Below are 26,743 nucleotides of genomic sequence, written 5' to 3' on the forward strand. Positions count from 1 at the left end.
TTTTAAAGATGCACAAATATCTGCCTTTTAAATTAGATATAAAACCATCCAATAAAAGAAGTTTTGGTATTTCAGATTACAGTTCATATCAATTTATCTATTTTTACCAAGAATTAAATCAATTTGCATTGAAAGTTGTACATATCATAGAAGCCCTTGGCGGAGGCGTTTATACTTATTTTAATGATTTATCAACTTATTTTGGTGAGGATGAAATAAAAAGTCGCATCGATACTACAATAATTTACAGTGCAAACCGAAAAGAAATAGACAGAGAAAAAATTAAATCTGAACTTTCTAGCAACATTAATTTGGTAGAAATTAATATGCTGCGAAGTTTTTCTCCTCTTCAAGATCTAAAATCTGTAATTCGGTTAACTAAAGAGCTGAAAAAAATAAATCCAGACATTATTCACCTTCATTCATCAAAAGCAGGAGTTTTGGGCAGGATTGCTTATTTCTTCTTGTTTAAGAAAAAGAAGCTATATTATTCGCCACACGGTTATTCATTTCTTAGAACGGATATTTCAAAACCTATTCGAAAAATATATTGGTTTATAGAAAAAAGTACCCAAACTATATTTGGAGGCGTAACTATTGCTTGTGGAGATACTGAGTTTGCAATTGCCAAAAAAATCGGTAGTTCAAAATTGGTTCGAAATGGTGTTGATATTGAGAGTATACGTGAAAATTTTGTTGAGAATAAAAATGATAAGCTTACGATAGGGATTATGGCTAGAATTACTGCAGCAAGAAATCCTTCTTTATTCAATAAAATTGCCTTAAAGTTTCCTGAATATAATTTTGTTTGGATTGGAGATGGTGAGTTAAAATCTTTAATTACGGCCTCAAATATCAAAATTACTGGTTGGATTTTAGATCGCGAAACCGTCTTAAAAGAATTGAATAAAGTTGATGTCTATATGCAGATATCTTTATGGGAAGGATTACCAATTGCTGTTCTTGAAGCAATGGCTCTAAAAAAACCTATTATTGCCACTAATGTTATTGGGAATAAAGATGCTGTTGTACATAATAAAACAGGTTTTTTATTTACTGATATTGAAGAATTAAATGAGTATTTTGAAATTTTAAGGAATACCGAAACAAGAACAATTTTTGGAGAAAAAGCTCTTGAAAGGTGTCAAGAATTATTTAATGTTAACAAAAATTTTAAAGACTTAATTGAGGTTTATAACCAATGATTTTTTTTGAATCCAATAACTTCCAAATACAGAAAACCAAAATCCGCTGAAGGCAATTCCGTCAAAGCGTAGTAAAAAGTCATCTACTAAATTTGAAGTGAAAAAAATAAAAAAAAACGAAAATATAATTGCATTTTTTAAATCATAACCCAAATAGCCTATAGTAAAGATATAAAGTGCAACTACCAACGGTCCGAGAATACCAAATTTTAATAAAAAATCAAGAAACTGATTATGAGTAGGAAATTCATATTTAGCTAAAAACTGCTGGTTAGTCTCTTTATAATATTTATTCAATTCTGGTTTTCCATCTGATGCTCCTACTCCAAAAGGAAGGTTTTTAAGCGACAATTCCCATGCTGATTTCCATATCGAGACTCTAGTAACCAGCGAATTGAAAACTTTAATCTCAGGATGGTCAATTTCATCCAATTTTCCAACTTTATCCATATACGCAAAAGTTACTTTCGAATATTTCTCTTTCATATAAGGATCTTTTTGAACAAATAAAAAAAGGATTCCAAAGAGAAGAACCAAAAGTGGTATTGTAATAATAATGAGTTTTTTCAGATTGAATTTCGCTTTAATTTCTAAAACCAGAACAATTAAAAACCCTGCAAAAATGTTTCCTAAAGCCATTCTGGTATTAACAAAAAGCACAAAGAAAAAAGAAAGAATAAACACAATAATCCAAAATATTTTAGTTTTTAAATTCTCGCGTTGTCGAAAAGTATTAAACACAAAATAAAAAACGCAAACACAAACAAATGCTAAATGCATATTTAAAGCAGGTGCATGGATTCCTATACTATTTGCAAATTGATAACCCATTTCCCATAAATGAATTCCGTTTAAATATTTCTGCATTAACTCAGGATAAAAGAGATTGAATCTAACAAAAAACAAAAACAGAATCAACGTTGTCATAATAACATATGTTTTTGCAAGCTTAAAAAAGTTAATACGTTCGAAATTTCCAATAATAAATAATGGGAAAACGATTAACGAAATGTTCTTTTCTATAGCCTTTAATCCTTTTGTAAAGGAATCATTATTCCAAAACATCAGCAATTCAAGCAAAAACGGTGAAGCGATACAGGCCATTAAAATAAATGATGCTTTCGAATATTTCAGTTTTTTATAAAAAACTAAATTAAAAGCAGCAAATATTATTATAAGAAATGAACAAGGTTTTCTGAAAATCATTGCACCAGCAATCAGACACAAAAAAACATGAAAAATTTTATTGAAGTTTTTTTCTGAAATGTTCATAGTACAATGTAAAATAAATTAATGGAAAAATACCTGTTTTATGCTTAACAGCAGAGCCTAAATCTGGTTCAAAAACACCCTGAATTATAAAAAAAGAAAGTAAAATAAATAACGCAAAAAGTTCATATTTATAATTTTCCCTGTCTTTTAAACATTTAGAAAAACGAACTAATAGAATATACGATAATAACAGTTGCCAAATAACAAAAATAAGAATTTGTGGAGAGAGTAAATGCTTTAATCCGTTTAAGGGAATATTTACCGTAAAAAAGCCATAGAAAACTGAAATGGCTTCTCCATACCATGTGTCAGGTTTTACAAGCGGAACAATCATCGAATTTGCATCTGCAGATCCCATTCTAGCGTTATTTACAACTTCACGGCTTATTTCTGAAAAATATTCTCCTTTTATAATTCCGTAACTTAAGGATAGAAAAAAGGCAATTAACAAGCCATAGAAAATAGTTGTCAAAACTCTATTCTTAAAATTGATAAAACTTATTAAGTACATTCCATAAGTTATTATAGGAATTAAGGCAAAATAAGGACGATAAAAAGCACCAAAAACAACGAATAAAAGAAACGATATAATTATCGTTTTTTTGAAAGAAAACTGCTTATTTACACACATAAAAGCAATAGGTGAAATAAACAAAAAAGTAATAAATTCTTTTGATGGCATTGATATAAAAATAGCCATCATAAAAATGCCTAAATAGACTAAAATGTTCTTTACATTTATTTTTTCAAAATCATTTGGAATTCCTATTTTGTACAAAATAAACATTAATATAGGGAACTGTAAAAGCGCAATTACTGGAAATGGTAAATGCCGAAGTCCTGTAATTTTATAAAATAAAATGGTAAGTGGATAACTACCAAAATACCCTACTTCGTTTCCTTTATCAAAGGCAATAATTGCGGCATCATAAAAGAATCTTGGTGGCAAAACAAAAAAAGCACCAAAAGCAACAGCTAAGTTTACCAGTGCAATAAGCAAGAAAGCAGCTTTGCTTTTTTTGATTACAGTTTTCATTAGTATATTTTTAATGTAAAAAAATCTTGATTTTGTCTTTTTTATAAATGACAGCTGCCGAAACAAAATTCCATAAAAAAGAGCTACAGAAAAAAGCAATTGCGGCACCTGTCATTCCGTAAATTGGAATCAAAAATCGATTTAGAGTAAAGTTAATAATAACCGCTCCTATTAAAATTATCTGAAAAATATGCTGTCTCCCTGTCATATTCAAATAAACTGGTGCAGAGCCAAATAATGAACAGATTCCCTGACCGATTATTAAAATTAAAAAGGATTGTTGCGCTATGACATATTGATGTCCAAACATGGACAAAACATATTCGGAGAATATAGAAATTAAAGTAATCACAGGAAAACTAATGCAAAAAATTAAACGAGCACTGTTTCGCAATACTTTTTTTAATTCGATCATATTCTTACTAGAAAAATACTCTGCAATTTTTGCTGAAACTGTTATGTTTATTGTCAAAATAATAACAGAAACAATTGTCATTATTTTAACTCCTACGGAATAAAAAGCAACTGCTTCATCGTTTTGATACTTTTTCAAAAACATAATATCAAAAGACATTAATAAAAACATTGCCATTCCACTTATTGCTATGGGATATGATTTTGTAAAAATCTCTTTTGAAGTAAAAACCTCTTCTGTTACTGTCTCCGTTTTATTAAAGTAAATGAATATTAAAACAGAGCTTATAATTGCCAAAAAAACAAAACCAATTAAAAAAACATCTACCAAATACGTTTCTAAATGCCAAAAAAACAAAACAACAGAGCCAATTATTAGCGGAATATATTTGATAATATTTCGAAACAATTCAGCAACATACAATTTGTCCATCGCTCTGAAAACTTCAGTATTTAAAAGCGACAATCCATGAAAAAATAATATAACAGAACTTTTTAAAAGAATAGAATAAACCTCATCATCAAGAAAATAAGTATTGATTCTCTTTTTATCGATAAGAAGAAAAACAATTAGAATTAATATTGAAGTTAAAAATAGCATATTCACCATTTTTAAATATACTTTTTTTAATTGTCTAAGCTCATTCTGACTTGCCAGTCTTCCTTTAAAATATAAAATAGACTGATCGAAACCTAATAAACAAATACTTCCAACTGCCAAAAGATAAGAACGCACAAAATCATACTGCCCGACCAATTTTGGACTGTATGATTTTGTTAGAAACACCGTGAAACCAAATAACAAAAGAACTCCAAAAATTCGCAAAGCCAAAGTTCCTAAACTCTGTTTTATGAAGGAGTTTTTTGAAATTCTTTCAAAGATCTTAAGCGTTTTCAATCCTAATATTATTTAACCTGAGCTTTCAAAAGCTGGCTGCGATAAAACTTTAGAAATAAATGAATTAAAACAAAGAGAAAAAGAAAAAATATCGGAAGCATAAGTTTAAAATTCCCGTTCGTAATTTTAGTATTATTGATATTTAAAATCGCATTTATTTCCTTAATCGTTTTATCATAATTCATAAGTTTTAATCTATTTTTTCCCTGATCAATAATCAAATACTGCTTTGTTTTAATGATGTCATTAAGCTGCGTATTTTCATTATAATAAACTAATTTATCGTTTCTTGAACTGTTTTTTACCGTATTCGAAAATCCGTTTAAAACTTGGTCAATTTGAGCAATAATAGTATCGTTTTGAACAATCTGCTGCTCTAGATTTTTGTAACCAATTTTTTGAAGCGCTTTAAAATATTCCGAACTGTTTAAGTATTTTAACAACGGCTCTACGATATCTTTTTCTTCCGTAATTTTGTTGGTTACAAAAGATATTGAATGAAAAGTGTAGTTTTTACTTGTTACGTTGTCTTCTAGAACCTTTTTGACTTCGCCAACCTCAGCCATTAATTTAATCAGCTCGAAATTCTGCTCTTTGTCTTCAATAAACTTATAAACATCGGCAATAGGCTTAATTTCGATTTTTTTTATTGATTTTGGATTTTGAATTCCAACTACGTTTTTTATGAAAGCAGTATCTCCTGCAATAATTTTAGATTCGATCAAATCTATTTTAGAATAAAGATAATCTACGCTTCCAAAATTTGGAGTTACAATAACCTGATTTTCAAATGATTTTTTATTTGCATCTAAATACCAGCCAATTCCAAAACCTGCAACAGCCAAAATTAAAACGATAATCCAATTGCGAACAAAGAAATGAATAGATTTAAAAATCATGGCATTAATTCGATCAAAAAAACTGCCAATGCTTTTAGAAAGCTGAAAAATATCAATCTCCTGTTCTGAATTATCCTGCGGTACTTTTGTACTCATTTATGATTTTTATTTGATGTTGAAAATCTGCTCTAGAATCTTAATTGTAATTAAATAAGTTGGTTTTACTCCTGTTGTTCCCAATCCGCCTGAAGCCAATGTACTTCCTGTTTCCAGCGGATTATCTGAAGCATAATAAGCATAGCGAACTTTAATATCGTGTGGAACGCTTTTTCTAATTTTTGATGCTGACTGAATTGCTTTTTGATAATAAGATCCTTCCATTTCCAGACCAATTACGCCCCAAGTCGATTCATGGAAAAATTTTAATAAATCTCTATTTTGTAATGAAGTTCCAAGAACGGTAACCATTGCTCCTTCATAAATATCTATATCATTTCCTTCAAACATTGCGCCTGTCAATTCATTTTCGAAGAAATAATTATCTGCCGTTCCTTCGTTGATATGCGCAGACGGAATCATGATATCGCCTTTTCCTCCTTCCAGAATTCCGGCTTTACCCATAATAGAAACCGATTTTACATTTAGTAAAGTTTCTTTTTTGAATGGTTTCAAAAGCTCGTCGATAGTTTCATACGCCTGTTCACCAAAAGCATAATCCATTACGATAATAACAGGTTTATCTTCACCTACATTAGCATGCGAAAATGCTGTTTTTGACCAATCAATTTTAGCTGTGTCAAAAATCTGAACATCAATATTGGTTCCTGAACAATCTGGCAACGAGATCATTCCATTTTTTAAAGCCAATTCTTCTACCTGGCCTCTAATTTCTTTTGATCCCGAACTGCTTAATTCTTCATAAATAAAGAAATCTGTTTTTCCTTTATATTTTGTTTTTAACAATGGCGTTGCAAAAATCGAATTCATCACACTGTGCATATTAGCACTAATTACGTGAATTGGTCTTTTCAGCAAATCGTTTGCTTTTAAAACTTCTTTAATGTTTGTTGCCCAGATTTCTCCATGAATATGATGTCCTAATCTTTCACGTAAAACTGGACTAAAAGTGATCGTACGTTTGTTATTTTCAACAATCTCTTCTATCGCTAGTTTTCCTAACCAATAAATAACGTGTAGGAAACGATCTGGTGCATTTTCTGAACCAAAAGCATCGTAAATATCTAAAACTTCCTCAAAAGTTCTTGCTAAAATATTGGCAACGTGAGAAATTGCTTTTTCTTTTTCAACTTGAGAAAGCTTCTTGGTCTGCATAACGGCTTGCTCTAATTTCTGCCAATCACGCGAAACTTCTCCTCCATCATCTATTAAAACTCTATTTTTAATTTTATGCGATTCGATGAAAATGAAAGTCAAATGCGTCAGAATATCGTAAATGTCTGAACGTCCACGCGTGATTTCAACATTCATCTGTTCTTCATCAATTCTGTAGCAGTTTCTTCTTCTTTTTGGAGGAACAATCGGCTGAAAATGCGATTTAGAGTATCCTTCGTCTGAAGTTAAATTTATGAATCGGCATTGTTCAATTCCGATTGGAAGACGTTCAATAACGTACAAAAGCCCGTTTAACTCAACTTTTTCTTCGGCGATATTACCATAAATTTCTGGACGTAAAGCCAATAATGATTCGCGTAAACTGTCACCAGAAACTCCCATTGGTTTATAAAAACCACGATTGAATAAATGGCGCATTGTAATGTACATTTTTTCTATAGCTGCAGAAGATTCCTGCGCTCTAGATCTTGATATATGTTTAGTTTCTTTCATGTCTTTTTATTTTTAAAAATCATCTTCATTTGTAAAGAAGATGTGAATATTTCAATAAACGAAAGTAGGAATTATATATATAACTTTAATGAATTTCCATTTAACAAATTGTTAGACGGTTATTTTAAAAAAGCTAAATCCTACTTCAAATTATCAGCAATCTTTCTATCATTCGATAATCTCGGAATCTTATTCTGTCCGCCCAATTTTCCTTGTGATTTCATATAATCTTGAAATCCGTTTTTAGAAACTTTAGTGATCACTACTTTTCTTAAAACATTTCCGGTAATTAAATCGTCGTAATAAATATTCTGCTTACGCATTGAATTGTCTATAGTTTCTGCAAAAACTTCCATGTTTTCAGGCTCTTTTTCAAATTCAATCAGCCACTCGTGATACGGAAGTCCGTTTGATGGATTTATTTGAGGCGCCACGGTAAATTCGTTGATTACAATATTAGTTGAATTTACAGCTTCTTTCATCGCATTTTCGACTTCATTGGCGATAACGTGTTCTCCAAAAGCCGAAATATAATGTTTGATACGCCCAGAAACTATAACACGATACGGAGCCAAAGAGGTAAATTGAACGGTATCTCCAATATTATAACGCCATAATCCTGCATTGGTAGAAATTATCAAAACGTAGTTCACTCCTACTTCAACCTCTCCAATTGTCAATACTTTTGGATTTTCTTCAAAGAACTCATCTGCTTTTATAAACTCGTAGAAAATACCAGAATTCAATAGCAACAGCATCCCTTTTTCTCTTTGTGAATCCTGATAAGCAAAAAATCCTTCAGAGGCAGGAAACAATTCTATACTGTCTACTTTTCTGCCGATCATGTTTTCAAATTTGGCACGGTACGGTTCATAATTAACACCTCCGTAAATGAACAAATTGAAATTTTTGAATATTTCGCCAATCTTTTTTCCGCCACTTTTTTGTTCCAAACGTTCGAAATACATCTGAACCCAAGACGGAATTCCAGAAATAACCGACATATCTTCTTTTATCGTTTCATCTACAATAGCGTCTACTTTGGTTTCCCAATCTTCGATACAATTGGTTTCCCAAGATGGCATTCGGTTTTTCTGCAGGTATTTAGGAACAAAATGCGCTACGATTCCAGAAAGTCGTCCAAATTTAATTCCGTATTTCTCTGTGAGTATTGGACTTCCCTGCAAAAAGATCATTTTTCCATCGACAAAATCAGCATTTCCTGTTTCATGAATATAATGTAGAATTGCATTTCGAGCCGCTTCAATATGATAAGGCATTGATTCTTTGGTCAGCGGAATAAATTTTGCACCAGAAGTTGTTCCAGAAGTTTTAGCAAAATATAAAGGTTTTCCTTTCCAGAGAATATCCGCTTCTCCTTTTACTACCTTTTCTATGTAAGATTTTAAATCTTCATAATCTCTAACGGGAACCTGTTTCTGAAAATCTTCAAAACTTTTTATTTGTTCAAAATGATGGTCTTTTCCAAATTTGGTGTTTTGCGCATTTTCGATCAAACTTTTAAAAACTTTTTGTTGTGTTTCAACAGGTTTATTGGCCCATTTAAGTGTCTGATTGTATATATTTTTGGCAAATATTTTTGCCGCAATTGACTTAATTGACATTTTCAGTGGTATTATTTTTTATCACTTTTCTTTTTGTCCTGAGATTTTGCTTTTATTTCTTTTTCAGTTTCAGCTACATCTTCTCTCAGTTTTATTTCAGCATCAGATGCTTTCATATTTACATCTGAAGCATCCTCAACCGATTCTGCTAATATAGAATCTTTATTAAATTTTGAATATTCCAATTCTCCCTTCAAAACTTTCTGAATTCCCTTTATGTAAATTTCATTCTGTTTTAAAGCCGTTTCTAAAGAATCCGATTTAATTGCTAGTCTTGTAGCGTTTCGTTTCAATTCTGTAGAAGAATATCCAGGAATAAATTCGCGAAGGGGTGTAAAAGCAATGATAAAAGTAGTAACCAAAATTAGAAATATTCCTCCTAAAGTAAACGTTACAAAGACATTCATTAAAGTAAGCCTAAAAGAAAATATCTCTTCAAAAGTGTCTTCATTTAAAATTACTAATCGGTTTTTAATGAACAGTTTTTTTCTAAAATTCTTTTTCTTTTTTTTATTCATTATCCTTCTTTATGCTAGCAAATATAACAATTAATCATCATGATATTTATTCAAAAAATTTCATGAAGAGCTATAATTTACGATTTTATAAAATATTTAACGCGGTCTGATACAAATATTTTAAACTAAAAATACTTCTATTTCGTATATTTCTATATACCTTTGCGGAATAATTAAGAAAAACAATTTGCTTCGGCATTAAATATATTAGTCATGGGAAGATTAGGTCTTACAGAAATCCTTGTTATCGTAGGTATTGTGATATTACTTTTTGGAGGTAAAAAAATTCCAGAATTAATGAAAGGTTTAGGAAGTGGAATTAAGGAATTTAAAAACGCTGCTAAAGACGATCAACCTGCTGCTTCTAAAAAACAAGAAGAAGAAACGAAATAATAAATTCGAAAAATTTAAAATCCCAGATTACAATGTAGTCTGGGATTTTTTTGTTCATTCCAATTGGAATTTGGATTTTTATTTTTGGATTTTTTACAAAATCATCGTTAGCTGAATTCTCTTTCTATCTTCATCAACCTCTGTAACTTTAACATCAACATGCTGATGCAATTTTACCACTTCGTTAACATCGCTCACAAATCCAGCTTTTAACTGCGAAATATGCACTAAACCGCTTTCTTTAATTCCGATGTCAACAAAACAGCCAAAGTTGGTGATGTTATTAACAATACCTGGTAATATCATTCCGGTTTTCAAATCTTTGATTGATTTTACATTGGCATCAAATTCAAAAACCTTAGCCGACTTTCTCGGATCTAATCCCGGCTTTTCAAGCTCTTTTATGATGTCTTTTAGCGTAAGTAAACCAATTTCAGGTGTTACATATTTTTCGGCCTTAATAAGCGCTGTTTTCTCTTTGTTTGCAATTAAGTCATTCAAAGAAATATTCAAATCCTTCGCCATCTTTTCAACAACTGGATAAGCCTCTGGATGCACTGCTGAATTATCCAACGGATTTTTAGCATTTGTAATTCTAATAAACGCTGCTCCTTGCTGATACGCCTTATCTCCTAAACGAGGCACTTTTTTCAGTTGTTTTCTATCTTCAAAAGGTCCGTTTTCAGAACGGTATTGTACAATGTTTTCGGCCAGCTTCTCCCCGATTCCACTCACATAACTTAATAAGTGTTTACTTGCTGTATTGATGTTAATTCCAACCGAGTTTACGCACCGAATTACCGTACTATCTAATTCTTCTTTAAGTTTCGTCTGGTCAACATCATGCTGATACTGCCCTACTCCAATCGCTTTCGGGTCGATTTTTACCAATTCGGCCAACGGATCTGAAAGTCGTCTTCCGATAGAAACCGAACCACGAACAGTCACATCATAATTTGGAAATTCTTCTCTCGCAATTTTTGAAGCCGAATATACTGAAGCTCCAGCCTCAGAAACCACAAAAACCTGAACTGGTTTGTCGAACGCAATTTTTTTGATGAAAAATTCAGTTTCCCTAGAAGCCGTTCCGTTTCCAATAGAAATCGCATCAATTTGATACGCGTTTACCATCGAACGGATTTTTTTTATCGCCATTGATTCCTCATTTTGAGGCGCATGTGGATAAATCGTTTCGTTATATAATAAATCGCCTTTTTCGTCCAGACAAACTACTTTACAACCACTTCTAAATCCAGGATCAATTGCCAAAATACGTTTTTCTCCCAACGGCGGAGCCAATAATAACTGACCTAAATTGTTAGCAAAAACCTGAATAGAATTTGCATCGGCTTTTGCTTTTGCTTCTTGTAACGTTTCGTTTCCAATTGCTGGATTCAATAAACGTTTGTAACTGTCTTCAATTGCTAGTTGCAAATGAGCTGTTGAATTGTTTTGTTTTTTAATGATAATATCGTCAATAACATCGTAAGCATCATCAATATCAACATCAATTTTCATTTTAATAAAACCTTCATTTTCTGCACGAAGCATCGCTAATAAACGGTGCGCTGGAGCTTTTGTTAAAGGTTCTTCCCAATCAAAATATTGATTGAATTTTTGTGCGCCTTCTTCCTCTGCTTTCTTTTTAACCACTTTTGTAGTGATTGTTGCTTTACGTTGAAACAATCTTCTTAATTGTTTACGAACATAGATATTTTCGTTAATCCATTCTGCTACAATATCTCTTGCGCCTTGAATCGCTGCTTCTTCGTTAATAACATTTTCATTAATGTATTGTGTCGAAATAAAATCGATATCAGCGTCACTTTCAGATATAATCAGTTTAGCTAAAGGTTCAAGACCAAATTCGCGCGCCACATCGGCTTTTGTTTTTTTCTTCTTTTTATATGGAAGATAAAAATCTTCGATTTCTTGTAAATCAAAACTATCTTCAATCTTTTTCTTCAATTCAGGCGTAAGCGCCTTTTGCTCCTCAATAGATTTTAAAACGGCTTCTTTACGTTTAATAAGTGTATCATAATCTTTTTGAAGTTTTGCAATCTGCTCAATTACAGTTTCATCAAGATTTCCGGTAGCGTCTTTTCGGTAACGCGAAATAAACGGAATCGTACAATCTTCTTCTAATAATTTTACTGTGTTTTGAATGCTGACAGCGGGTGCCTGAACAGACTTGGCAATGAATTGAATATTAGTCATACTTTTTAATGAAATAAATTCTTAATTATAAGTTGATATAATTTACTTGTTAAAACAATCTTGTAAATTAATCAAACATTTGGCTAAAATAATATCTTTGTTTTTAATTTTAAGCCTATGAAAATTTTTTTACTCTATTTTTTAATTATTAACATACTTGTTTTTATTCTCGCTGGTTATGATAAAAATAGGGCTAGAAAAAATAAAAGACGAATTCCCGAAAATACGTTATTCTTTCTGCAACTTATTGGCGGAACTCCAGGGTTATTAACAGCAATGTTATTATTTAAACATAAAACGAGTAAAACTTCTTTTATTGTAAAGTTTGTTGTGATTTTGGTAATTCAAGTAGCGCTTATAATTGCCTTATTAAATTACAAAAAGTAGATATTAACATTGTTGATAACTCTAAAAATACTGTTTTATATAAACTTAAATAACTGAATTACAAATATTTAAATAAAAAACCGGACAAATTAAAAAATCGGCCCGGTGTGTTTTTATTTATAATAGGTGCGAAGCACCAAAAATTTTTTTTGACTTTTTAAGAACAAGCAATTTTATTCACTCTATTTTGGTGTCTTCCTCCTTCAAAAGCTGTATCAAGGAAAGTTTCAACAATTTCAACAGCTTGATGAATAGATGTAAATCTCGCTGGAATACTCACAATATTGGCATCATTGTGTAAACGTGTTAAATACGCGATTTCTTTAGTCCAGCATAAGCCAGCTCTCACTTTCGGGTGTTTATTAACAGTCATTGCAATTCCGTTACCGCTTCCACAGATTACGATTCCAAAATCTGCTTTTCCTTCAGATACATCATTAGCAACTGGATGCCCGAAATCTGGATAATCTACAGAAGCATCAGTATCTGTTCCATAATTTGTTACCTCATATCCTCTAGCTTTAAGCATTTCAACAATTGCTTTTTTATATTCTGGTCCTGCGTGGTCGTTTCCTATCGAAATTTTCATTTTTCTATACTATTAAGTTGTGTTATGCAAATTTACTTAATAAATAGATGTTCGACACGAATTGCACTAATTTTCACAAATTTTTTTCTTTATACATACTATATCAACAAAGCAATTTATAATTAGCATACATTCGTAAATTCGTTATAAAAACTCTCATTTTACAACTATCTTACTGTCAAAACCTTATCAGTTATTAACAATTTTGATAAGTATATAACTATCTCACAATCAATGAAGAATAGACAGAATATTTGTTAAAATTTTAAGGTGTTAATAGCAGTTTGTAATTGCTTGATATTCAATTAACTTTAAGTTAACAGAAAATGTTAATAAGTTCGAAAAGAAAATTAGAAGTTTTTTTTGGTTGTATCAAAAAAATACCTAATCCAAAACTGGATTGAATTATGCAAGAAAAGTTTCGTGAATTTTTGGAAAAGTTATCAATATCAAAAATGGCATTTTCAACAGAAATCAACATATCAACTTATCTACAAAATGAATTCAATTTTGGTTGTCAACCGTTGTTAATTAAAATACAAAAAGTCTTATAAATAAGTATTTTAACTAAAAATAACTATGTTGATAACTAAGAATAACTAAGAGAAACTTCATTTCAATACTTTTAAAAATAAATTTATTCGACATATTAACACACTATAATAACCAACAAATTTTTTTAAATTTTTAAAAATCTTTTTTGTTGTATTTAATATATGTTGAAAACTAAAAAAGGTTGAAAAGGAAAAAAAAAATTTAATTTGAATTTTACTCTTGATTTGAATTTGTTTTTGAATCTTGTTTCAGACGATTTTGAGAGGATTGTTGAGATTGTCCAGAATTTGTTGGACTTCCTCGAAATCGTTTGGATGTACTTTGAGTTTGATTCCACCCAGTGCCGCTGAGTATAAAGGAACGACAGAGAGTGTCATTTCGTTTTCAAAAAAATAAGGTATTCCTTCTTGTTCCAGTAAGTGTTTGAGAACCACTGTTTCGTGCTGATAATTGAATACGGCGATGGTTTGAAAGCTTTCCATAAAGGCTGTTTTTGTAAATGTACGAAAAGTTATAATTTTAATAATTCTAATTGTTAAAATCTATAATCTGATTTCTTATTTGTAATTTTAAACCTTATAAGAAAAGATATATGAGTAAGAAAATTAGAAAGCCGATAAAAAAAGAGAAAGATTTCTCTGGAAAAATACTTAAGATTTTATCGCAAAATGCTAATAAACCATTCAATTATAAACAGATAGGAGCAAAGCTTGAATTAGACGATACTAAAAGCAGAAACCAGATTATAAAAGATTTAAAAATACTGGCAGCTCAAAAAAAGATTATAGAAACAGAACCTGGAAAATACTTAGTAAAAGCAATAAGCCAGGATTACTACGAAGGAACGATAGATATGACGAGCAGAAAAACGGCATATTTTATTTGTGATGAATTTGAAGAAGATGTTTTTATTCCGACCAATAATTTGAATCGTGCGTTAGATAAAGATAAAGTTAAAGTCTACGTTTATAACAGAAGAAAAGGAAAAAGACCTGAAGGTGAAGTAATTGAAGTTATAGAAAGAGATAAAACAGAGTTTGTAGGTGTAATTGATATGCAACCCAACTTTGCTTTTGTTTCGACTGCAAACCCTAAAATGTATACCGATATTTTTATCCCTAAAGATAAAATTGGTGAAGCAGAAAACGGTGATGTTGTTTTGGTTAAGATTGAAGACTGGCCAAAAAGAGCCGATAGTCCGTTTGGATCTGTAATTCGAGTTTTAGGAAAACCTGGAGAACATAATACTGAAATTCATGCTATTTTAGCAGAATACGGATTGCCAGCAGATTTTCCTGTTGAAGTAGAAGTTTTTGCACAAAAACTAGATACTTCGATTCAGGAATCTGAGATTGCAAAGCGTCGTGATATGCGTGATACTCTAACGTTTACGATAGATCCAAAGGATGCAAAAGATTTTGATGATGCCTTGTCTTTCAAAAAGTTAGAAAATGGAAATTTCGAAATAGGAATTCATATTGCCGATGTTTCGTATTATTTAGAAGAAGGAACAATCTTGGATGATGAAGCATATCAAAGAGCTACTTCAGTTTATTTAGTAGATAGAGTAGTGCCAATGCTTCCTGAAGTATTGTCTAACTTTGCCTGTTCGTTACGCCCAAATGAAGAGAAATATACATTCTCTGCCGTATTTGAAGTTTCTCCAACTGCACAAGTTATTGACCAATGGTTTGGAAGAACGGTAATTTATTCAGATCAGCGTTTTGCTTATGAAGAGGCTCAGCATATTATTGAAACAAAAGGAAATAATACGATTCCAGTTGATATTTCTATTACAGGAGAATCTTATGTGGTTTCAGATGAAATTGTTGAAGCTACTTTAAAACTAGATGAATTAGCTAAGATTTTAAGAAAGAAAAGAATGCAGCAAGGCGCTATTTCTTTTGATAAAGTTGAAGTGAAATTTAATCTTAACGAAGAAGGAGAACCAGAAGGAGTATATTTTAAAATATCAAAAGATGCTAATCATTTGATTGAAGAATTTATGCTTTTGGCTAACAGAAAAGTAGCAGAATATATTGGAAAACAAAAGAAAACGTTTGTTTACCGTATTCACGACGAACCAAATGAAGATAAACTGGTTGCAATGCAAACTGTAATTGCTAAGTTTGGTTATAAGATTGATTTTAGAACAAAAGGTGATATAGCTAAATCAATCAATGCTTTGATGGAAGAAGTAAACGGTAAGAAAGAACAAAATCTTATTGATACTCTTGCTATTAGAAGTATGAGTAAAGCTAAATATTCGACTGATAATATTGGTCATTATGGTTTGGCTTTTGATTATTACAGCCATTTCACTTCGCCAATTCGTCGTTATCCAGACGTTATGGTACACCGTTTGTTGCAGTATTATTTGGATGGAGGAGCTTCTGTAGACGAAGAAACTTACGAAACAAAATGTCTGCATTGTTCAAACATGGAAAACTTAGCAACAAATGCTGAGCGAGATAGTATTAAATACATGCAGGTTAAATACATGCAGGATCATCAGGACGAAGAATTCCTTGGAGTTATTTCTGGTGTTACTGAATGGGGAATTTATGTTGAAATCGTTTCGAATAAATGCGAAGGAATGGTAAGAATCAGAGAAATAAAAGAAGATTACTATACTTTTGATGAAAGACAATATGCATTGGTTGGGGCTACTTCAAACCGTTTATTGCAATTGGGAGACGAGATTTATGTAAAAGTAAAAAATGCTGACTTAGTGAAAAAACAACTTGATTTTCACTTTTTAAGAAGAGCAGAATAAATATTAATTTAAAAATAAAAGTATGAAAAAGCTAATTATAGGAGCAGCAATTTTATTTGTACAAATGTCTTTTGGTCAAGTTACCAAAGAGTTAGGAGATTTTGATACCGTAAAAGTATTTGATAAATTAAGTGTAAAATTAGTTCAGTCATCTGAAAATAAAATTGTTATAAAAGGAACAAGAGAAGCAGAACTAGAGGCTGTGAATAAAAATGGAATTCTGAAATTAAGAATGCCTTTTCCAAAACTCCTTTCAGGAAATGACCTTCAAGTAACTTTGTATTACAAACATTTAGAATTAATAGATGTTAATGAAGGAGCAGAGGTAAATAGCAGTGAAGCTATTAAAGCAACTTCTTTTAAGGTTAGTGCTCAAGAAGGTGGTATTATTAACGTTGATTTGGATGTTGATAAACTAAAAGTAAGTTCAGTTTCAGGAGGTAAAATTACTTTAACTGGTAAAGCAGCAAATCAAGATGCAAGTTTAGGAGCAGGAGGATATTTGCTAGCAAGTAAATTAGAGACGTCTCAGACTACTGTAAGCGTTTCTGCGGGAGGAAAAGCCGATGTTAATGCTTCTACCCTTGTCGATGCAAAAGTGAGCGCAGGAGGCTCTATTTACATTTATGGAAAACCAAAGCAAATAAACCAGAAAACTGTTTTTGGTGGTAAAATAGAAGAAGTAAAATAACAAGTTGTAATTGATGATTAACGATATTCTAGCGGGACTTCCCTGGGGACTTGTTCTTAGTTTTATGGTAGGTCCGGTATTTTTTGTTTTATTAGAAACCAGTATAACAAAAGGATTTAGAGCTGCAATTGTATTTGATTTAGGCGTAGTATTGGGCGATATATTCTTTATTGCTATTGCTTATCTTGGAAGTTATAGACTGATTTCTAGTTTAAAAGACGATCCAGCGCTTTTTATTTTTGGAGGAATAATTATGCTTACTTACGGAATTATTTCGTTTGTAAAACTAAAGAAAGAAGAGAAAATAAACGATGAAGAAATAGATCGCGATATCTTGAAAAGAAACTATGGAAGTCTATTTGTAAAAGGGTTTTTATTGAACGTTATTAACATTGGTGTTCTTGGTTTTTGGCTTGCAGTTATTATTTCTGTCGGGCCAAAATTAGATATGCAGACTTCAAGAATGATGACATTTTTTACTGCTGTAATTATCACTTATTTATTAATTGATTGTGCTAAAATTTTATTAGCCAAACAATTAAAATCAAAAATGACTCCAACTAATATTCTTAAAATCAAAAAAGGAATTAGCGTTGTTTTAATGATCTTTGGATTTGCATTAGTAGTTCAAGGTTGGTTTCCAAAAGAAAAGGAAATGGTTAAAAATGCTTTCGAAAGAATAGACAAGAAGTAGTTGTTAATAACTCAAAAATGTAAAATTAAACCTCTGAATTTCAGAGGTTTTTTTGTGTTTATAACTGTTAGTTTAGAACTTTGTTAAAGTTTTAAACTTTGACAAAGTTGACAACAGTTTATCATTTCGACGAAGCAGAAATCTCCGCAAGTAACTCCGCAACAATTATCCAATCTTTGTAGAGCTTCTAGTGAAGATTTCTCTTTACGTCGAAATGACAAGATTGTGGATAATCTTCATAAAATAACAAACCCGACAGGTTTTTAAAACCTGTCGGGTTTACTTGTAAAATTTAAAAATTAAACATAAAAAAAACCTTCAAAGCAATTTGAAGGTTTTAAGGTATCGTCTGGATTCGAACATATATTTTAATTAATTTTTTCTAAAAATTAGACATAAAAAAAAGAGACACATTTCTGTATCTCTTTTTGAGGCATCGTCCGGATTCGAACCGGAGTAGGAGCTTTTGCAGAGCCCAGCCTAGCCGCTCGGCCACGACGCCATTACTTGAACGGTTGGCAAAAGTAACTAAAATCTTTAAATTTCAAAAGTTTCATAGTAACTATTTTAAAATTTTAGGATTTTAATTTTAAAGATTACTTTCTAATTTCCGTCATTTTTATAGTAACTGACTCAACATCACCACCAATAGGCGGATTAATTTTAGAAACCCAAACTGTTGTTTTTTCTACCATTTCTATCTCAGCCAGTACACGAATATTGATTCTTTTAGCCACATGTTCCAATAAATGCGAACGAATTGCCATTTCTTCCGCTACAATTTTGTTCAAATGAACATAATCAACAGTATCTAAAAGATGATCTGTTTCTGCTGATTTCTGTAAATTAGTTTTAATTTTTAGATCAACAGTATAATCAGATCCAATTTTTCCTTCTTCAATTAAACATCCGTGGTAAGAAAAAGTACGGATATTTTTCAATTTTATAACTCCCATTTCTAAATTTAGTTTCAGGTTTTAAGTTTCAAGTTTAGAGTAAGTTTCCAAAGAAAACCATAAACCATAAACTATAAACTATAAACTTTTTTATCTTTGCTAAAATTACTATAAAATAATGGCATCAGAAGAGAAATCACTCAATTTTATTGAACAAATCATAGAGGAAGACGTAAAATCAGGTCTTTCAAATACTAAACTTCGCTTTCGTTTTCCACCAGAACCTAATGGTTATTTACACATTGGGCACGCGAGTTCTATTGCGTTAAATTTTGGTTTAGGAATTGATTATCAATCTCCTGTGAATTTACGTTTTGATGATACAAACCCTGAAAAAGAAGAACAGGAATTTGTTGATGCTATTAAAAAAGATGTGGAATGGTTAGGATATACTTGGGCTGAAGAATGTTATGCATCAGATTATTTCCAACAATTATATGATTGGGCAGTTTTCTTAATTAAGAAAGATAAAGCTTATGTTGATAGTCAATCTTCTGAAGAAATGGCGATCCAAAAAGGAACTCCAACAACTCCAGGAACTGATAGTCCGTACAGAAATCGTTCTGTTGAAGAAAATTTAGATTTATTCGAAAGAATGAAAAATGGTGAATTTGAGGCTGGTACTCATATTCTTCGTGCAAAAATTGACATGAAATCAACAAACATGTTAATGCGTGATCCTATCATGTACAGAATCTTACACAAACATCACCATAGAACTGGAGATGCCTGGAAAATTTATCCAATGTACGATTGGGCACACGGACAAAGTGATTATTTAGAACAAATTTCTCACTCATTTTGTACACTAGAATTCTTGCCTCACCGTGAATTATACGATTGGTTTTTAGATCAGATTTTTGATGATAATAAATTGCGTCCAAAGCAAAGAGAATTTGCCAGACGTAACTTATCACATACTGTTGTTAGTAAGAGAAAATTACAGCAACTAGTTAAAGAAAAGCATGTTAACGGTTGGGATGATCCAAGAATGTCAACCATTTCTGGATTAAGAAGACGTGGTTATACAGCTGCTTCATTACGTAATTTTGCTAACACAATTGGTATTGCAAAGCGTGATAATTTGATAAATGTTTCGGTTTTAGAATTCTGCATTCGCGAAGATTTGAACAAAATTGCACCTCGTGTAATGGCTGTTTTAGATCCAGTAAAACTGGTAATTACAAATTATCCAGAAGGAAAAGAAGAATGGTTAGAAGCAGAGAACAATCAGGAAGATGAAAATGCTGGTTTCAGAAAAGTACCTTTTTCTCGTGAATTATATATTGAAAGAGAAGACTTTTTGGAAGAAGCTCCAGCTAAGTTTTTTCGTTTGACTTTAGGAAAAGAAGTTCGTCTTAAAAATGCTTATATTATTAAAGGTGAATCTGTTATAAAAGATGAAAACGGAAATATCACAGAAATTCATGTAACGTATGATACCGATTCTTTAAGCGGAAGTGGGACAGAAGCAAGCCAAAGAAAAGTATCTGGAACATTGCATTGGGTTTCTATCAAACATGCTTTGGAAGCAGAAGTTCGTTTGTACGATCGTTTGTTTACAGATGAAGCTCCGGACAGTTATAAAGAGAAGAATTTCTTGGATTTTGTGAATCCAAATTCATTAGAAATTGTAACTGGATATGTTGAACCAAGTTTATCAACAGCTCAAAATGAAGATAAATTTCAGTTTCAACGTTTAGGATATTTTACTGTTGATAAAGACTCAACTGCTTCAAAATTAGTATTTAACAAAACTGTTGGATTGAAAGATGCTTGGGAAGAAAAAGGTAAAAAAGAAGAAAACAGCATCAATAATTCTTTGAAAGATATCAACAAATATTTTAAAGTTGAGACTAAACCAGAAAGAATTGCAATTGAAAGTGCAATAGGGGAGAACATCAAAAATATCTCTACTTTTTCACTTTTACAGAATTCTTTAAAGAAGAATATCAACAATAATAAGGCTTCGCTGCTGTTTTCTCAGTTTATTTTGAAATATTCAAACTGGAAATCAACAGATTTTGAAGAAGAAGATATCAAAAAATTATATTCAATGTCTCTAAAAAGTGAATCGACTTATGTTAGATCAAAAGCACTCTTAAATTTAAGAGATATTGAAAGTGAAGATGTGAGAAATCAATTTTCAGACGAAATTTTAAAATTATATTCAAATCCACCAAAAAATGCTTCTGAAAGAGAAATTGAAATTCTTTCTGAAATGGTGAAGAAGTAATATCAACTAAATTTATTAAAAGCGCTTTTATAAGCGCTTTTTTTTATTATATAGGTTAACTATTAAAAATTTAAATTTTATAATTTTTATAGATTAAAAGTAACTTTCATAAATTTAATTTAATCGAAAATAAAATTTTGTTGGATAAGGAATTCATTTTTTTAATTTAAATCTATTAGAAAGCTTTATTTTGATTTTGTATTTTTTTTACGTTCAATTTTTGTTTTTAAATACTTAATAATAAATTTTAATTATTAATAATATATTATTTTAAGTATTTTATCTATTATTTATAAAATCTATTAAAACAAATATCTTTATTTATTTTATAGATTAAAAGTGACTTTCATAATTTAATTTTAAAGAAGAATAAAAAATAGTCGAGTAGAGAAGACCTTTTTTTGTTTTTCATTCCTTAAAATTCTTTATTTTAATTTTTTGCTTTTTTTAGTTCCAATTTTTCTTCTAAAAACTAAAATTAAAGTTTTTTCTTATTTTTTTAATTTTGACTTCAATTTTTATTATTATAAGTTTTGATTATTATTATTATTTAAAATTAAGTTTATATTTATTATTTATAAAATTGACTATAAAATTTAAAATTATAGTTTTTTATTATTTTAAAGTCTTTAACTTCAATTTTGTATTTATAAATTTTAATGATTGATATTTTAAAATTTAAGTTTTTAATTATTATTTATAAAAATGATTAAAAATATAAAAATAATAGTTTTTATAGATCTATTTCAACCTTCATAAATTGATTTTAAGACGTTTTTTAAGTTGAATTGATATATGATTCATTTTTTGAATTATTGTTTATTTACGGTCTTTATTTTAGTTTTTACTGTTATTTTAGTCAGTTTAACGGGTTGTTAACACACAATTGTTTATAAAACTGCTATTTTTAACTCAATACCAAAAGTCAGAGATGATTTTTGTAAAAAATTAAAATTTGCCGAAAAGAATCTAAGTTGAAATTTATTGTTTTTAGAAACTCGTAATTTTTATGACAATAGATTTTCAAAACTGATTTCCTAAAAAGACAATTTTATGTTCGCATTTTTATTATGATGTAATTCTGATAATATTTCCCGTAAAAGATATTTTTTCAAATTGTGTCATAATGTACAAAATACCATAATGTTGAGTTTGAGTGAAAGTTTAGTTTTTAAATTTCAGGTCTGACAATTTTTAATTTAAATCTAATTTATCATGAAAATTTTATATTTCGCAGTAGCGCTATTATTTGCAAACGTTGCAATTTCGCAAACACATCAAATTACAAAACACAACGGGGAACAGCTTGATGTAAATTTTATTAAATCTGAAAATGGTTTTGTTTACTATTCTTTAAACGGAAGTTCTGAAGAAATCAAAATCAGTAAATATGCAGTTTCATCTATTACAAATAAAGAAACAAAACAAACTCAAAAAGTTTCTGATAAAATAGTAGTTGACTCAAAAGACGATTACAAAATGGTAACTGTTCTTCCGCAAGAAAAAACAATAGGACTGAAACAGGTGGCAAGTTTTACTGGAGTCTCAACAAGGACAAAAGGTGAACCGCCAATTGCAAATCAGAACCAGACTGCTATGAGAATTAAATCTAAATCGGCTTCAAATGGTTATCCTTTTGTTAGCATTATTGAAAAAGCAGATGGTAAGTACGAAGCTGTAGCTTATGTGTATTAATAAGATTGTTAATTTTTTGTAAATTACAATTAATCAAAGTTTTATCATTTTAAAAAAGAGTATCTTTATTAATAATTTTAAATTGTAACTATCATGTCTAAGAATTTAAATACAGCAGCAGCAATTTTGGCTGCAGCGGCTGCAGGAGCGGCAATTGGAATTTTATTTGCTCCAGATAAAGGATCAAAAACAAGAGCAAAAATTAAGGAAGGTATCGATGATGCTAAACATAATCTGAAAGATTCTTTTGATGCGAGCTCTGAAGTTCTTCGTGAAAAATTTACGAGTGCTACTCATAATCTTGACGGAACTTTGAATGAGTTACTTTCTAATGTCAGCCATAAAACAGAAGAAGTAATTACTTTTTTAGAAACTAAATTGGCTGAATTAAAAGCACAAAACGCTAAACTTCAGAAATAATATTTTTATAGAGCACATTACTTGCTTATTTTTATAAGAAAGTTTTGTGCTTTTTTTTATCTAAAATTTTAAATATGGCTTTTGAAGAATTAAAAGAGAACACCGAAAAAGTTCAAGATCAGGCTAAAGAATATATTGATAGTCACTTAGCTTATTATAAACTTTGGGGTTTTAAAGTTGCAATGAAATCTACAACTTTGATCTTTAAGTTTACTTTGATTTTATTGTGTTTCAGTATGGTGATGATTTTTGGATCTTTTGCCGCAGCGTATGCTTTTGGTTCTTTGTTTGAAAGTAATGCCCTCGGATTTTTGACGGTAGGAGGGATCTATTTGGTAATAACTATTTTGCTTTTCTTTATAAAAGATAAATTTGTTGAAGGACCAATCCTAGAGAAATTTTCAGAAATCTTTTTTAATGATTAATTATGGAAAGAAAAAAATACTCTTCGTATGCTGAGATTGAAAGAGATCTAGAAATTTTGAAATTAGAAAAAGAAATCAATTATCAGAAATTGGTTTTGAGTTTTCAGAAAACCAAGGAAAGTATCACACCGCAAAATATTGTAAATGGTTTTATTTCATCTTACACAGATTACTTTTCCAATTCTTATGTAAAAATTCTACAGACCATTTTACCTTATGTAATTGGTTGGTTTATAAATAGAAAAAGAGGCGATTAAGCCTCTTTTTCATTTTTATATTATTGTTGGTCTTCCGGTTGAATGTCATCTTCATAACCAGATTGTCTCTGAATTGGTTTTGGTTTGTCGACTTTTTTATTATGTTTTTTCATCATTTCGCCAACTTGGTTTGATGCAGTAAATGATGCGACCATATTATTTAACATGTCACTACCAGCTTGAGGAGAATTAGGAAGTAAAATTAAATTAGAATTTGCGTCAGCTCCAATTGCTTGTAAAGTATCATAATGTTGTGTTACTACAATTAAAGCAGAAGCTTCTTGAGAATTGATTCCAACTTGGTTCAAAACTTCAACACTTTCTACAAGACCTCTTGCAATTTCACGACGCTGATCTGCAATACCTTGTCCTTGTAAACGTTTACTTTCTGCTTCGGCTTTTGCTTTTGCAACGATTCTAATTCTTGAACTTTCTGCTTCAAATTCAGCAGCAGTTTTTTCTCTATCGGCAGCATTGATTCTATTCATTGCATTTTTTACCTGAATGTCTGGATCAATATCAGTAACCAAAGTATTGATGATATCATATCCGTAAGTTGACATTGCTTCGTTCAATTCGCGTTTTACTGCAACTGCAATATCATCTTTTCTTTCAAAAACGTCATCCAATTTTAGTTTTGGAACTTCAGCACGAACTACGTCAAAAACATAAGAAGTAATCTGATCGTGTGGATATTCAAGTTTATAAAAAGCTTCATATACTTTTTCCTGGATTACTTTGAACTGAACTGAAACTTTCATTTTAATAAAAACGTTGTCTCTAGTTTTAGTTTCAATGATAACATCCAATTGCTGAATTTTAAGATTTACACGTCCGGCCAATCTGTCAACCAACGGAATTTTAAGTTGTAATCCTGAATTTCTTACACTCTGAAATTTTCCAAATCGTTCGATAATAACAGACGATTGCTGTTTTACAGTAAAGAAAGACGACATGAAAATGAAGAATGCCAATACTAAAAAGATAATAAATGCTGTACTCATGGTTATTTAGTTTAATTTATGAATTTCGGTAAATTACGAAAATTCTTCTAAAAAGGAATTATCAAACATTAAAAAAACGCTAAGAACATTTTTGTGATGTTACTTAGCGTTTCTATTTTTAAATGAAATTTTAATTATAAAGTTTCAATTGCTTTCTGGATTCTAGAAATAGTTTCTTCTTTTCCAATGATTTCAACAATGTCAAATAGGTGAGGACCTTTAAGAGCTCCAACCAAACTTAGACGGAAAGGTTGCATTACTTTACCCATTCCGATTTCGTTTTTGGTTAACCAATCTTTTACGATTGCTTCTATATTTACAGAAGTAAAATCTTCAATATTTTCTAAAACAGAAATCAGTTCCTGCATTAAAGTTGGAGTTTCTTCTTTCCAATTTTTGCTTGCTTTCTCATCATAAGATGTTGGCGCTTGGAAAAAGAAATCTGTCAGATCCCAAAATTCTGAAACAAAGTTTGCTCTTTCTTTAATTAATGAAACGATTCTCGTAAGATCATATTTAGAAACATCAATGCCTTTTTCTTCTAAAATAGGAGAGAAGGTTTTTGCTAAATCGGCATCATTTTGTTTTATTAAATATTGGTGGTTGAACCATTTGTTTTTCTCTGGATCAAATTTTGCTCCAGCTTTGTGAACTCTGTTCAAATCAAAAGATTGAGCCAATTCTTCTAAAGAAAATAATTCTTTATCAGTTCCATCATTCCATCCCAAAAGAGCAAGGAAGTTTACAACAGCTTCTGGGAAAAATCCTTTTTCTCTATAACCAGATGAAACTCCTTCTTCAGTTTTCCATTCTAATGGAAATACTGGGAATCCCATTTTGTCTCCATCTCTTTTTGATAATTTACCATTTCCAACTGGTTTCAAAATCAAAGGTAAATGTGCAAATTCTGGAGCTTCCCAACCAAATGCTTTGTATAATAAAACGTGAAGTGGCATAGAAGGCAACCATTCTTCACCACGAATTACATGTGAAGTTTCCATTAAATGATCATCAACAATATTGGCTAAATGATACGTTGGCATTCCGTCACTTTTGAAAAGAACTTTATCATCCAAAAGATTAGTTTCAAACTTCACATCTCCACGAATGATATCTTTCAAATGCAAAGTTTCATCAACTGGAGTTTTAAAACGGATTACATAATGTTCTCCATTTGCAATTCTTTTAGCAGTTTCTTCTGCAGAAATTACCAATGATGTATCTAACTTTTCACGATTATGGTGATTGTAAATAAATGTTTTTCCTTCAGCTTCGTGTTGTTTTCTATGTGCATCCAAAGCTTCCGGAGTATCAAAAGCATAATATGCCCAACCAGAATTGATCAACTGATCTGCATATTGTTGGTATAAATCTTTACGTTCGCTTTGTCTATATGGACCAAATTTTTCATTTTTCCCAACTGTTTCTTCAGGAGCAATTCCTAACCATTCTAGAGCTTCCATAATGTAAGCTTCTGCACCTGGAACAAAACGAGTCTGATCTGTATCTTCAATTCTCAGATAAAAAACACCATTATGTTTCTTTGCAAATAAATAATTAAATAAGGCAGTACGAACTCCGCCAATATGTAACGGTCCAGTCGGACTTGGTGCAAAACGCACACGAACTTGCTTTGACATTTGTTTAAAATTTTGTTGCAAAGATACGTTTTATGATTTTAGATTTCAGAATGTTGATTTTAGATTTTAAAATCTTAGAACCTTAGCGTCTTAGTAACTTAGAATCTAAAAAAGGTATTATTATAATTACTACTTTTATGGGTTATAATTAAAACA

Annotated in this window: 24 protein-coding genes and 1 tRNA gene; 11 read left to right on the forward strand and 14 right to left on the reverse strand. The window is 30.6% G+C overall.

Going from position 1 to position 26,743, the window contains the following annotated elements; translation table 11 throughout:
* The first annotated feature begins 8 nt into the window (after nucleotides 1-8).
* The gene (locus LPB248_RS11180) at nucleotides 9-1,205 is read left to right on the forward strand and encodes a glycosyltransferase (RefSeq protein WP_255462926.1); all 1,197 of its coding nucleotides are present in this window, start codon (nucleotides 9-11) and stop codon (nucleotides 1,203-1,205) included.
* Here LPB248_RS11180 and LPB248_RS11185 read toward each other — a convergent pair.
* The 7 genes from LPB248_RS11185 to LPB248_RS11215 all read right to left on the reverse strand — a co-directional run bounded on the left by LPB248_RS11185 (nucleotide 1,182) and on the right by LPB248_RS11215 (nucleotide 9,652).
* Entirely contained in the window at nucleotides 1,182-2,477 is a 1,296-nt protein-coding gene (locus LPB248_RS11185; protein ID WP_177211504.1) for an O-antigen ligase family protein, read from the reverse strand. The two genes, LPB248_RS11180 and LPB248_RS11185, sit on opposite strands and share 24 nt — an antisense overlap.
* Entirely contained in the window at nucleotides 2,449-3,513 is a 1,065-nt protein-coding gene (locus tag LPB248_RS11190) for a hypothetical protein (protein ID WP_177211505.1), read from the reverse strand. Before LPB248_RS11190 ends, LPB248_RS11185 begins: the two co-directional genes overlap by 29 nt.
* A 10-nt stretch (nucleotides 3,514-3,523) precedes the next feature.
* On the reverse strand, nucleotides 3,524-4,825 hold the full coding sequence (locus LPB248_RS11195; RefSeq protein ID WP_177211506.1) for an oligosaccharide flippase family protein: 1,302 nt from the start codon (nucleotides 4,823-4,825) through the stop codon (nucleotides 3,524-3,526).
* An 8-nt stretch (nucleotides 4,826-4,833) separates the two neighbouring features.
* The gene (locus tag LPB248_RS11200) at nucleotides 4,834-5,820 is read right to left on the reverse strand and encodes a hypothetical protein (RefSeq protein WP_177211507.1); all 987 of its coding nucleotides are present in this window, start codon (nucleotides 5,818-5,820) and stop codon (nucleotides 4,834-4,836) included.
* A 9-nt stretch (nucleotides 5,821-5,829) separates the two neighbouring features.
* Nucleotides 5,830-7,509: a DUF6909 family protein gene (locus LPB248_RS11205; RefSeq protein ID WP_177211508.1), complete on the reverse strand. Its 1,680-nt coding sequence runs from the start codon at nucleotides 7,507-7,509 to the stop codon at nucleotides 5,830-5,832.
* Between the two features lie 140 nt (nucleotides 7,510-7,649).
* On the reverse strand, nucleotides 7,650-9,134 hold the full coding sequence (locus tag LPB248_RS11210; protein WP_177211509.1) for a GH3 auxin-responsive promoter family protein: 1,485 nt from the start codon (nucleotides 9,132-9,134) through the stop codon (nucleotides 7,650-7,652).
* A gap of 11 nt (nucleotides 9,135-9,145) precedes the next feature.
* Nucleotides 9,146-9,652 carry a peptidase gene (locus tag LPB248_RS11215; RefSeq protein ID WP_177211510.1) on the reverse strand — a complete coding sequence of 169 codons (507 nt, stop codon included), beginning with the start codon at nucleotides 9,650-9,652 and terminating at the stop codon, nucleotides 9,146-9,148.
* 213 nt (nucleotides 9,653-9,865) lie between these two features.
* Here LPB248_RS11215 and LPB248_RS11220 point away from each other — a divergent pair, with 213 nt between their 5' ends.
* Nucleotides 9,866-10,045, forward strand: a complete 180-nt coding sequence (locus tag LPB248_RS11220) for a twin-arginine translocase TatA/TatE family subunit (protein WP_008465789.1) — start codon at nucleotides 9,866-9,868, stop codon at nucleotides 10,043-10,045.
* 93 nt (nucleotides 10,046-10,138) lie between these two features.
* Here the strand turns inward: LPB248_RS11220 and LPB248_RS11225 are convergent, their stop codons facing one another.
* On the reverse strand, nucleotides 10,139-12,262 hold the full coding sequence (locus LPB248_RS11225; RefSeq protein WP_177211511.1) for a Tex family protein: 2,124 nt from the start codon (nucleotides 12,260-12,262) through the stop codon (nucleotides 10,139-10,141).
* A gap of 117 nt (nucleotides 12,263-12,379) precedes the next feature.
* On the opposite strand from LPB248_RS11225, the gene LPB248_RS11230 reads away from it, so the two are divergent.
* Entirely contained in the window at nucleotides 12,380-12,649 is a 270-nt protein-coding gene (locus LPB248_RS11230; RefSeq protein ID WP_177211512.1) for a DUF1294 domain-containing protein, read from the forward strand.
* Nucleotides 12,650-12,806: 157 nt separating this feature from the next.
* On the opposite strand, the gene rpiB is transcribed toward LPB248_RS11230, so the two are convergent.
* A complete protein-coding gene (gene rpiB / locus LPB248_RS11235; protein WP_091129181.1) occupies nucleotides 12,807-13,238 on the reverse strand; it encodes a ribose 5-phosphate isomerase B in 432 nt (143 codons plus the stop codon).
* Between the two features lie 803 nt (nucleotides 13,239-14,041).
* A complete protein-coding gene (locus LPB248_RS11240; RefSeq protein ID WP_177211513.1) occupies nucleotides 14,042-14,275 on the reverse strand; it encodes a putative signal transducing protein in 234 nt (77 codons plus the stop codon).
* Nucleotides 14,276-14,385: 110 nt separating this feature from the next.
* On the opposite strand from LPB248_RS11240, the gene rnr reads away from it, so the two are divergent.
* The 3 genes from rnr to LPB248_RS11255 are packed head-to-tail and all read left to right on the forward strand — an operon-like array spanning nucleotide 14,386 to nucleotide 17,954.
* Nucleotides 14,386-16,569 carry a ribonuclease R gene (rnr, locus tag LPB248_RS11245; RefSeq protein ID WP_177211514.1) on the forward strand — a complete coding sequence of 728 codons (2,184 nt, stop codon included), beginning with the start codon at nucleotides 14,386-14,388 and terminating at the stop codon, nucleotides 16,567-16,569.
* A 22-nt stretch (nucleotides 16,570-16,591) separates the two neighbouring features.
* Entirely contained in the window at nucleotides 16,592-17,260 is a 669-nt protein-coding gene (locus LPB248_RS11250) for a head GIN domain-containing protein (protein ID WP_177211515.1), read from the forward strand.
* A 13-nt stretch (nucleotides 17,261-17,273) separates the two neighbouring features.
* Complete coding sequence (locus tag LPB248_RS11255) at nucleotides 17,274-17,954, forward strand: LysE family translocator (RefSeq protein WP_177211516.1); 681 nt, start codon at nucleotides 17,274-17,276, stop codon at nucleotides 17,952-17,954.
* 431 nt (nucleotides 17,955-18,385) lie between these two features.
* Here LPB248_RS11255 and LPB248_RS11260 read toward each other — a convergent pair.
* Both LPB248_RS11260 and folB read right to left on the reverse strand, forming a co-directional pair.
* Nucleotides 18,386-18,456 (reverse strand) — tRNA-Cys (locus LPB248_RS11260).
* A gap of 94 nt (nucleotides 18,457-18,550) precedes the next feature.
* On the reverse strand, nucleotides 18,551-18,910 hold the full coding sequence (folB, locus tag LPB248_RS11265; protein ID WP_177211517.1) for a dihydroneopterin aldolase: 360 nt from the start codon (nucleotides 18,908-18,910) through the stop codon (nucleotides 18,551-18,553).
* Between the two features lie 118 nt (nucleotides 18,911-19,028).
* Here folB and LPB248_RS11270 point away from each other — a divergent pair, with 118 nt between their 5' ends.
* The 5 genes from LPB248_RS11270 (at nucleotide 19,029) to LPB248_RS11290 (ending at nucleotide 23,943) form a co-directional block, all read left to right on the forward strand.
* The gene (locus LPB248_RS11270) at nucleotides 19,029-21,146 is read left to right on the forward strand and encodes a glutamine--tRNA ligase/YqeY domain fusion protein (protein WP_177211518.1); all 2,118 of its coding nucleotides are present in this window, start codon (nucleotides 19,029-19,031) and stop codon (nucleotides 21,144-21,146) included.
* 1,215 nt (nucleotides 21,147-22,361) lie between these two features.
* Nucleotides 22,362-22,841, forward strand: coding sequence for a hypothetical protein (locus LPB248_RS11275; RefSeq protein WP_177211519.1), 480 nt, complete (start codon nucleotides 22,362-22,364; stop codon nucleotides 22,839-22,841).
* Nucleotides 22,842-22,934: 93 nt separating this feature from the next.
* Entirely contained in the window at nucleotides 22,935-23,261 is a 327-nt protein-coding gene (locus LPB248_RS11280; protein WP_111378726.1) for a YtxH domain-containing protein, read from the forward strand.
* A 74-nt stretch (nucleotides 23,262-23,335) separates the two neighbouring features.
* Nucleotides 23,336-23,686 (forward strand): competence protein, encoded by a 351-nt coding sequence (locus LPB248_RS11285; RefSeq protein WP_111422884.1) that lies wholly within the window; start codon nucleotides 23,336-23,338, stop codon nucleotides 23,684-23,686.
* Nucleotides 23,687-23,688: 2 nt separating this feature from the next.
* Nucleotides 23,689-23,943: a DUF6327 family protein gene (locus LPB248_RS11290; RefSeq protein ID WP_177211520.1), complete on the forward strand. Its 255-nt coding sequence runs from the start codon at nucleotides 23,689-23,691 to the stop codon at nucleotides 23,941-23,943.
* A 20-nt stretch (nucleotides 23,944-23,963) separates the two neighbouring features.
* Here LPB248_RS11290 and LPB248_RS11295 read toward each other — a convergent pair whose 3' ends face one another.
* Both LPB248_RS11295 and gltX read right to left on the reverse strand, forming a co-directional pair.
* A complete protein-coding gene (locus LPB248_RS11295) occupies nucleotides 23,964-24,947 on the reverse strand; it encodes an SPFH domain-containing protein (protein ID WP_177211521.1) in 984 nt (327 codons plus the stop codon).
* Between the two features lie 134 nt (nucleotides 24,948-25,081).
* A complete protein-coding gene (gene gltX / locus LPB248_RS11300) occupies nucleotides 25,082-26,587 on the reverse strand; it encodes a glutamate--tRNA ligase (RefSeq protein WP_177211522.1) in 1,506 nt (501 codons plus the stop codon).
* Between the last annotated feature and the right edge of the window lie 156 nt (nucleotides 26,588-26,743).

This window comes from Flavobacterium sp. LPB0248, from assembly GCF_013388355.1.
Lineage (GTDB): Bacteria > Bacteroidota > Bacteroidia > Flavobacteriales > Flavobacteriaceae > Flavobacterium.

Bases quoted from the DNA above. Each gene is read 5' to 3' on its own strand.
- LPB248_RS11180 (WP_255462926.1), top strand. From the start codon at position 9: ATGCACAAATATCTGCCTTTTAAATTAGATATAAAACCATCCAATAAA.
- LPB248_RS11185 (WP_177211504.1), bottom strand. From the start codon at position 2,477: ATGAACATTTCAGAAAAAAACTTCAATAAAATTTTTCATGTTTTTTTG.
- LPB248_RS11190 (WP_177211505.1), bottom strand. From the start codon at position 3,513: ATGAAAACTGTAATCAAAAAAAGCAAAGCTGCTTTCTTGCTTATTGCA.
- LPB248_RS11200 (WP_177211507.1), bottom strand. From the start codon at position 5,820: ATGAGTACAAAAGTACCGCAGGATAATTCAGAACAGGAGATTGATATT.
- LPB248_RS11205 (WP_177211508.1), bottom strand. From the start codon at position 7,509: ATGAAAGAAACTAAACATATATCAAGATCTAGAGCGCAGGAATCTTCT.
- LPB248_RS11210 (WP_177211509.1), bottom strand. From the start codon at position 9,134: ATGTCAATTAAGTCAATTGCGGCAAAAATATTTGCCAAAAATATATAC.
- LPB248_RS11215 (WP_177211510.1), bottom strand. From the start codon at position 9,652: ATGAATAAAAAAAAGAAAAAGAATTTTAGAAAAAAACTGTTCATTAAA.
- LPB248_RS11220 (WP_008465789.1), top strand. From the start codon at position 9,866: ATGGGAAGATTAGGTCTTACAGAAATCCTTGTTATCGTAGGTATTGTG.
- LPB248_RS11225 (WP_177211511.1), bottom strand. From the start codon at position 12,262: ATGACTAATATTCAATTCATTGCCAAGTCTGTTCAGGCACCCGCTGTC.
- LPB248_RS11230 (WP_177211512.1), top strand. From the start codon at position 12,380: ATGAAAATTTTTTTACTCTATTTTTTAATTATTAACATACTTGTTTTT.
- rpiB (WP_091129181.1), bottom strand. From the start codon at position 13,238: ATGAAAATTTCGATAGGAAACGACCACGCAGGACCAGAATATAAAAAA.
- LPB248_RS11240 (WP_177211513.1), bottom strand. From the start codon at position 14,275: ATGGAAAGCTTTCAAACCATCGCCGTATTCAATTATCAGCACGAAACA.
- rnr (WP_177211514.1), top strand. From the start codon at position 14,386: ATGAGTAAGAAAATTAGAAAGCCGATAAAAAAAGAGAAAGATTTCTCT.
- LPB248_RS11250 (WP_177211515.1), top strand. From the start codon at position 16,592: ATGAAAAAGCTAATTATAGGAGCAGCAATTTTATTTGTACAAATGTCT.
- LPB248_RS11255 (WP_177211516.1), top strand. From the start codon at position 17,274: ATGATTAACGATATTCTAGCGGGACTTCCCTGGGGACTTGTTCTTAGT.
- folB (WP_177211517.1), bottom strand. From the start codon at position 18,910: ATGGGAGTTATAAAATTGAAAAATATCCGTACTTTTTCTTACCACGGA.
- LPB248_RS11270 (WP_177211518.1), top strand. From the start codon at position 19,029: ATGGCATCAGAAGAGAAATCACTCAATTTTATTGAACAAATCATAGAG.
- LPB248_RS11275 (WP_177211519.1), top strand. From the start codon at position 22,362: ATGAAAATTTTATATTTCGCAGTAGCGCTATTATTTGCAAACGTTGCA.
- LPB248_RS11280 (WP_111378726.1), top strand. From the start codon at position 22,935: ATGTCTAAGAATTTAAATACAGCAGCAGCAATTTTGGCTGCAGCGGCT.
- LPB248_RS11285 (WP_111422884.1), top strand. From the start codon at position 23,336: ATGGCTTTTGAAGAATTAAAAGAGAACACCGAAAAAGTTCAAGATCAG.
- LPB248_RS11290 (WP_177211520.1), top strand. From the start codon at position 23,689: ATGGAAAGAAAAAAATACTCTTCGTATGCTGAGATTGAAAGAGATCTA.
- LPB248_RS11295 (WP_177211521.1), bottom strand. From the start codon at position 24,947: ATGAGTACAGCATTTATTATCTTTTTAGTATTGGCATTCTTCATTTTC.
- gltX (WP_177211522.1), bottom strand. From the start codon at position 26,587: ATGTCAAAGCAAGTTCGTGTGCGTTTTGCACCAAGTCCGACTGGACCG.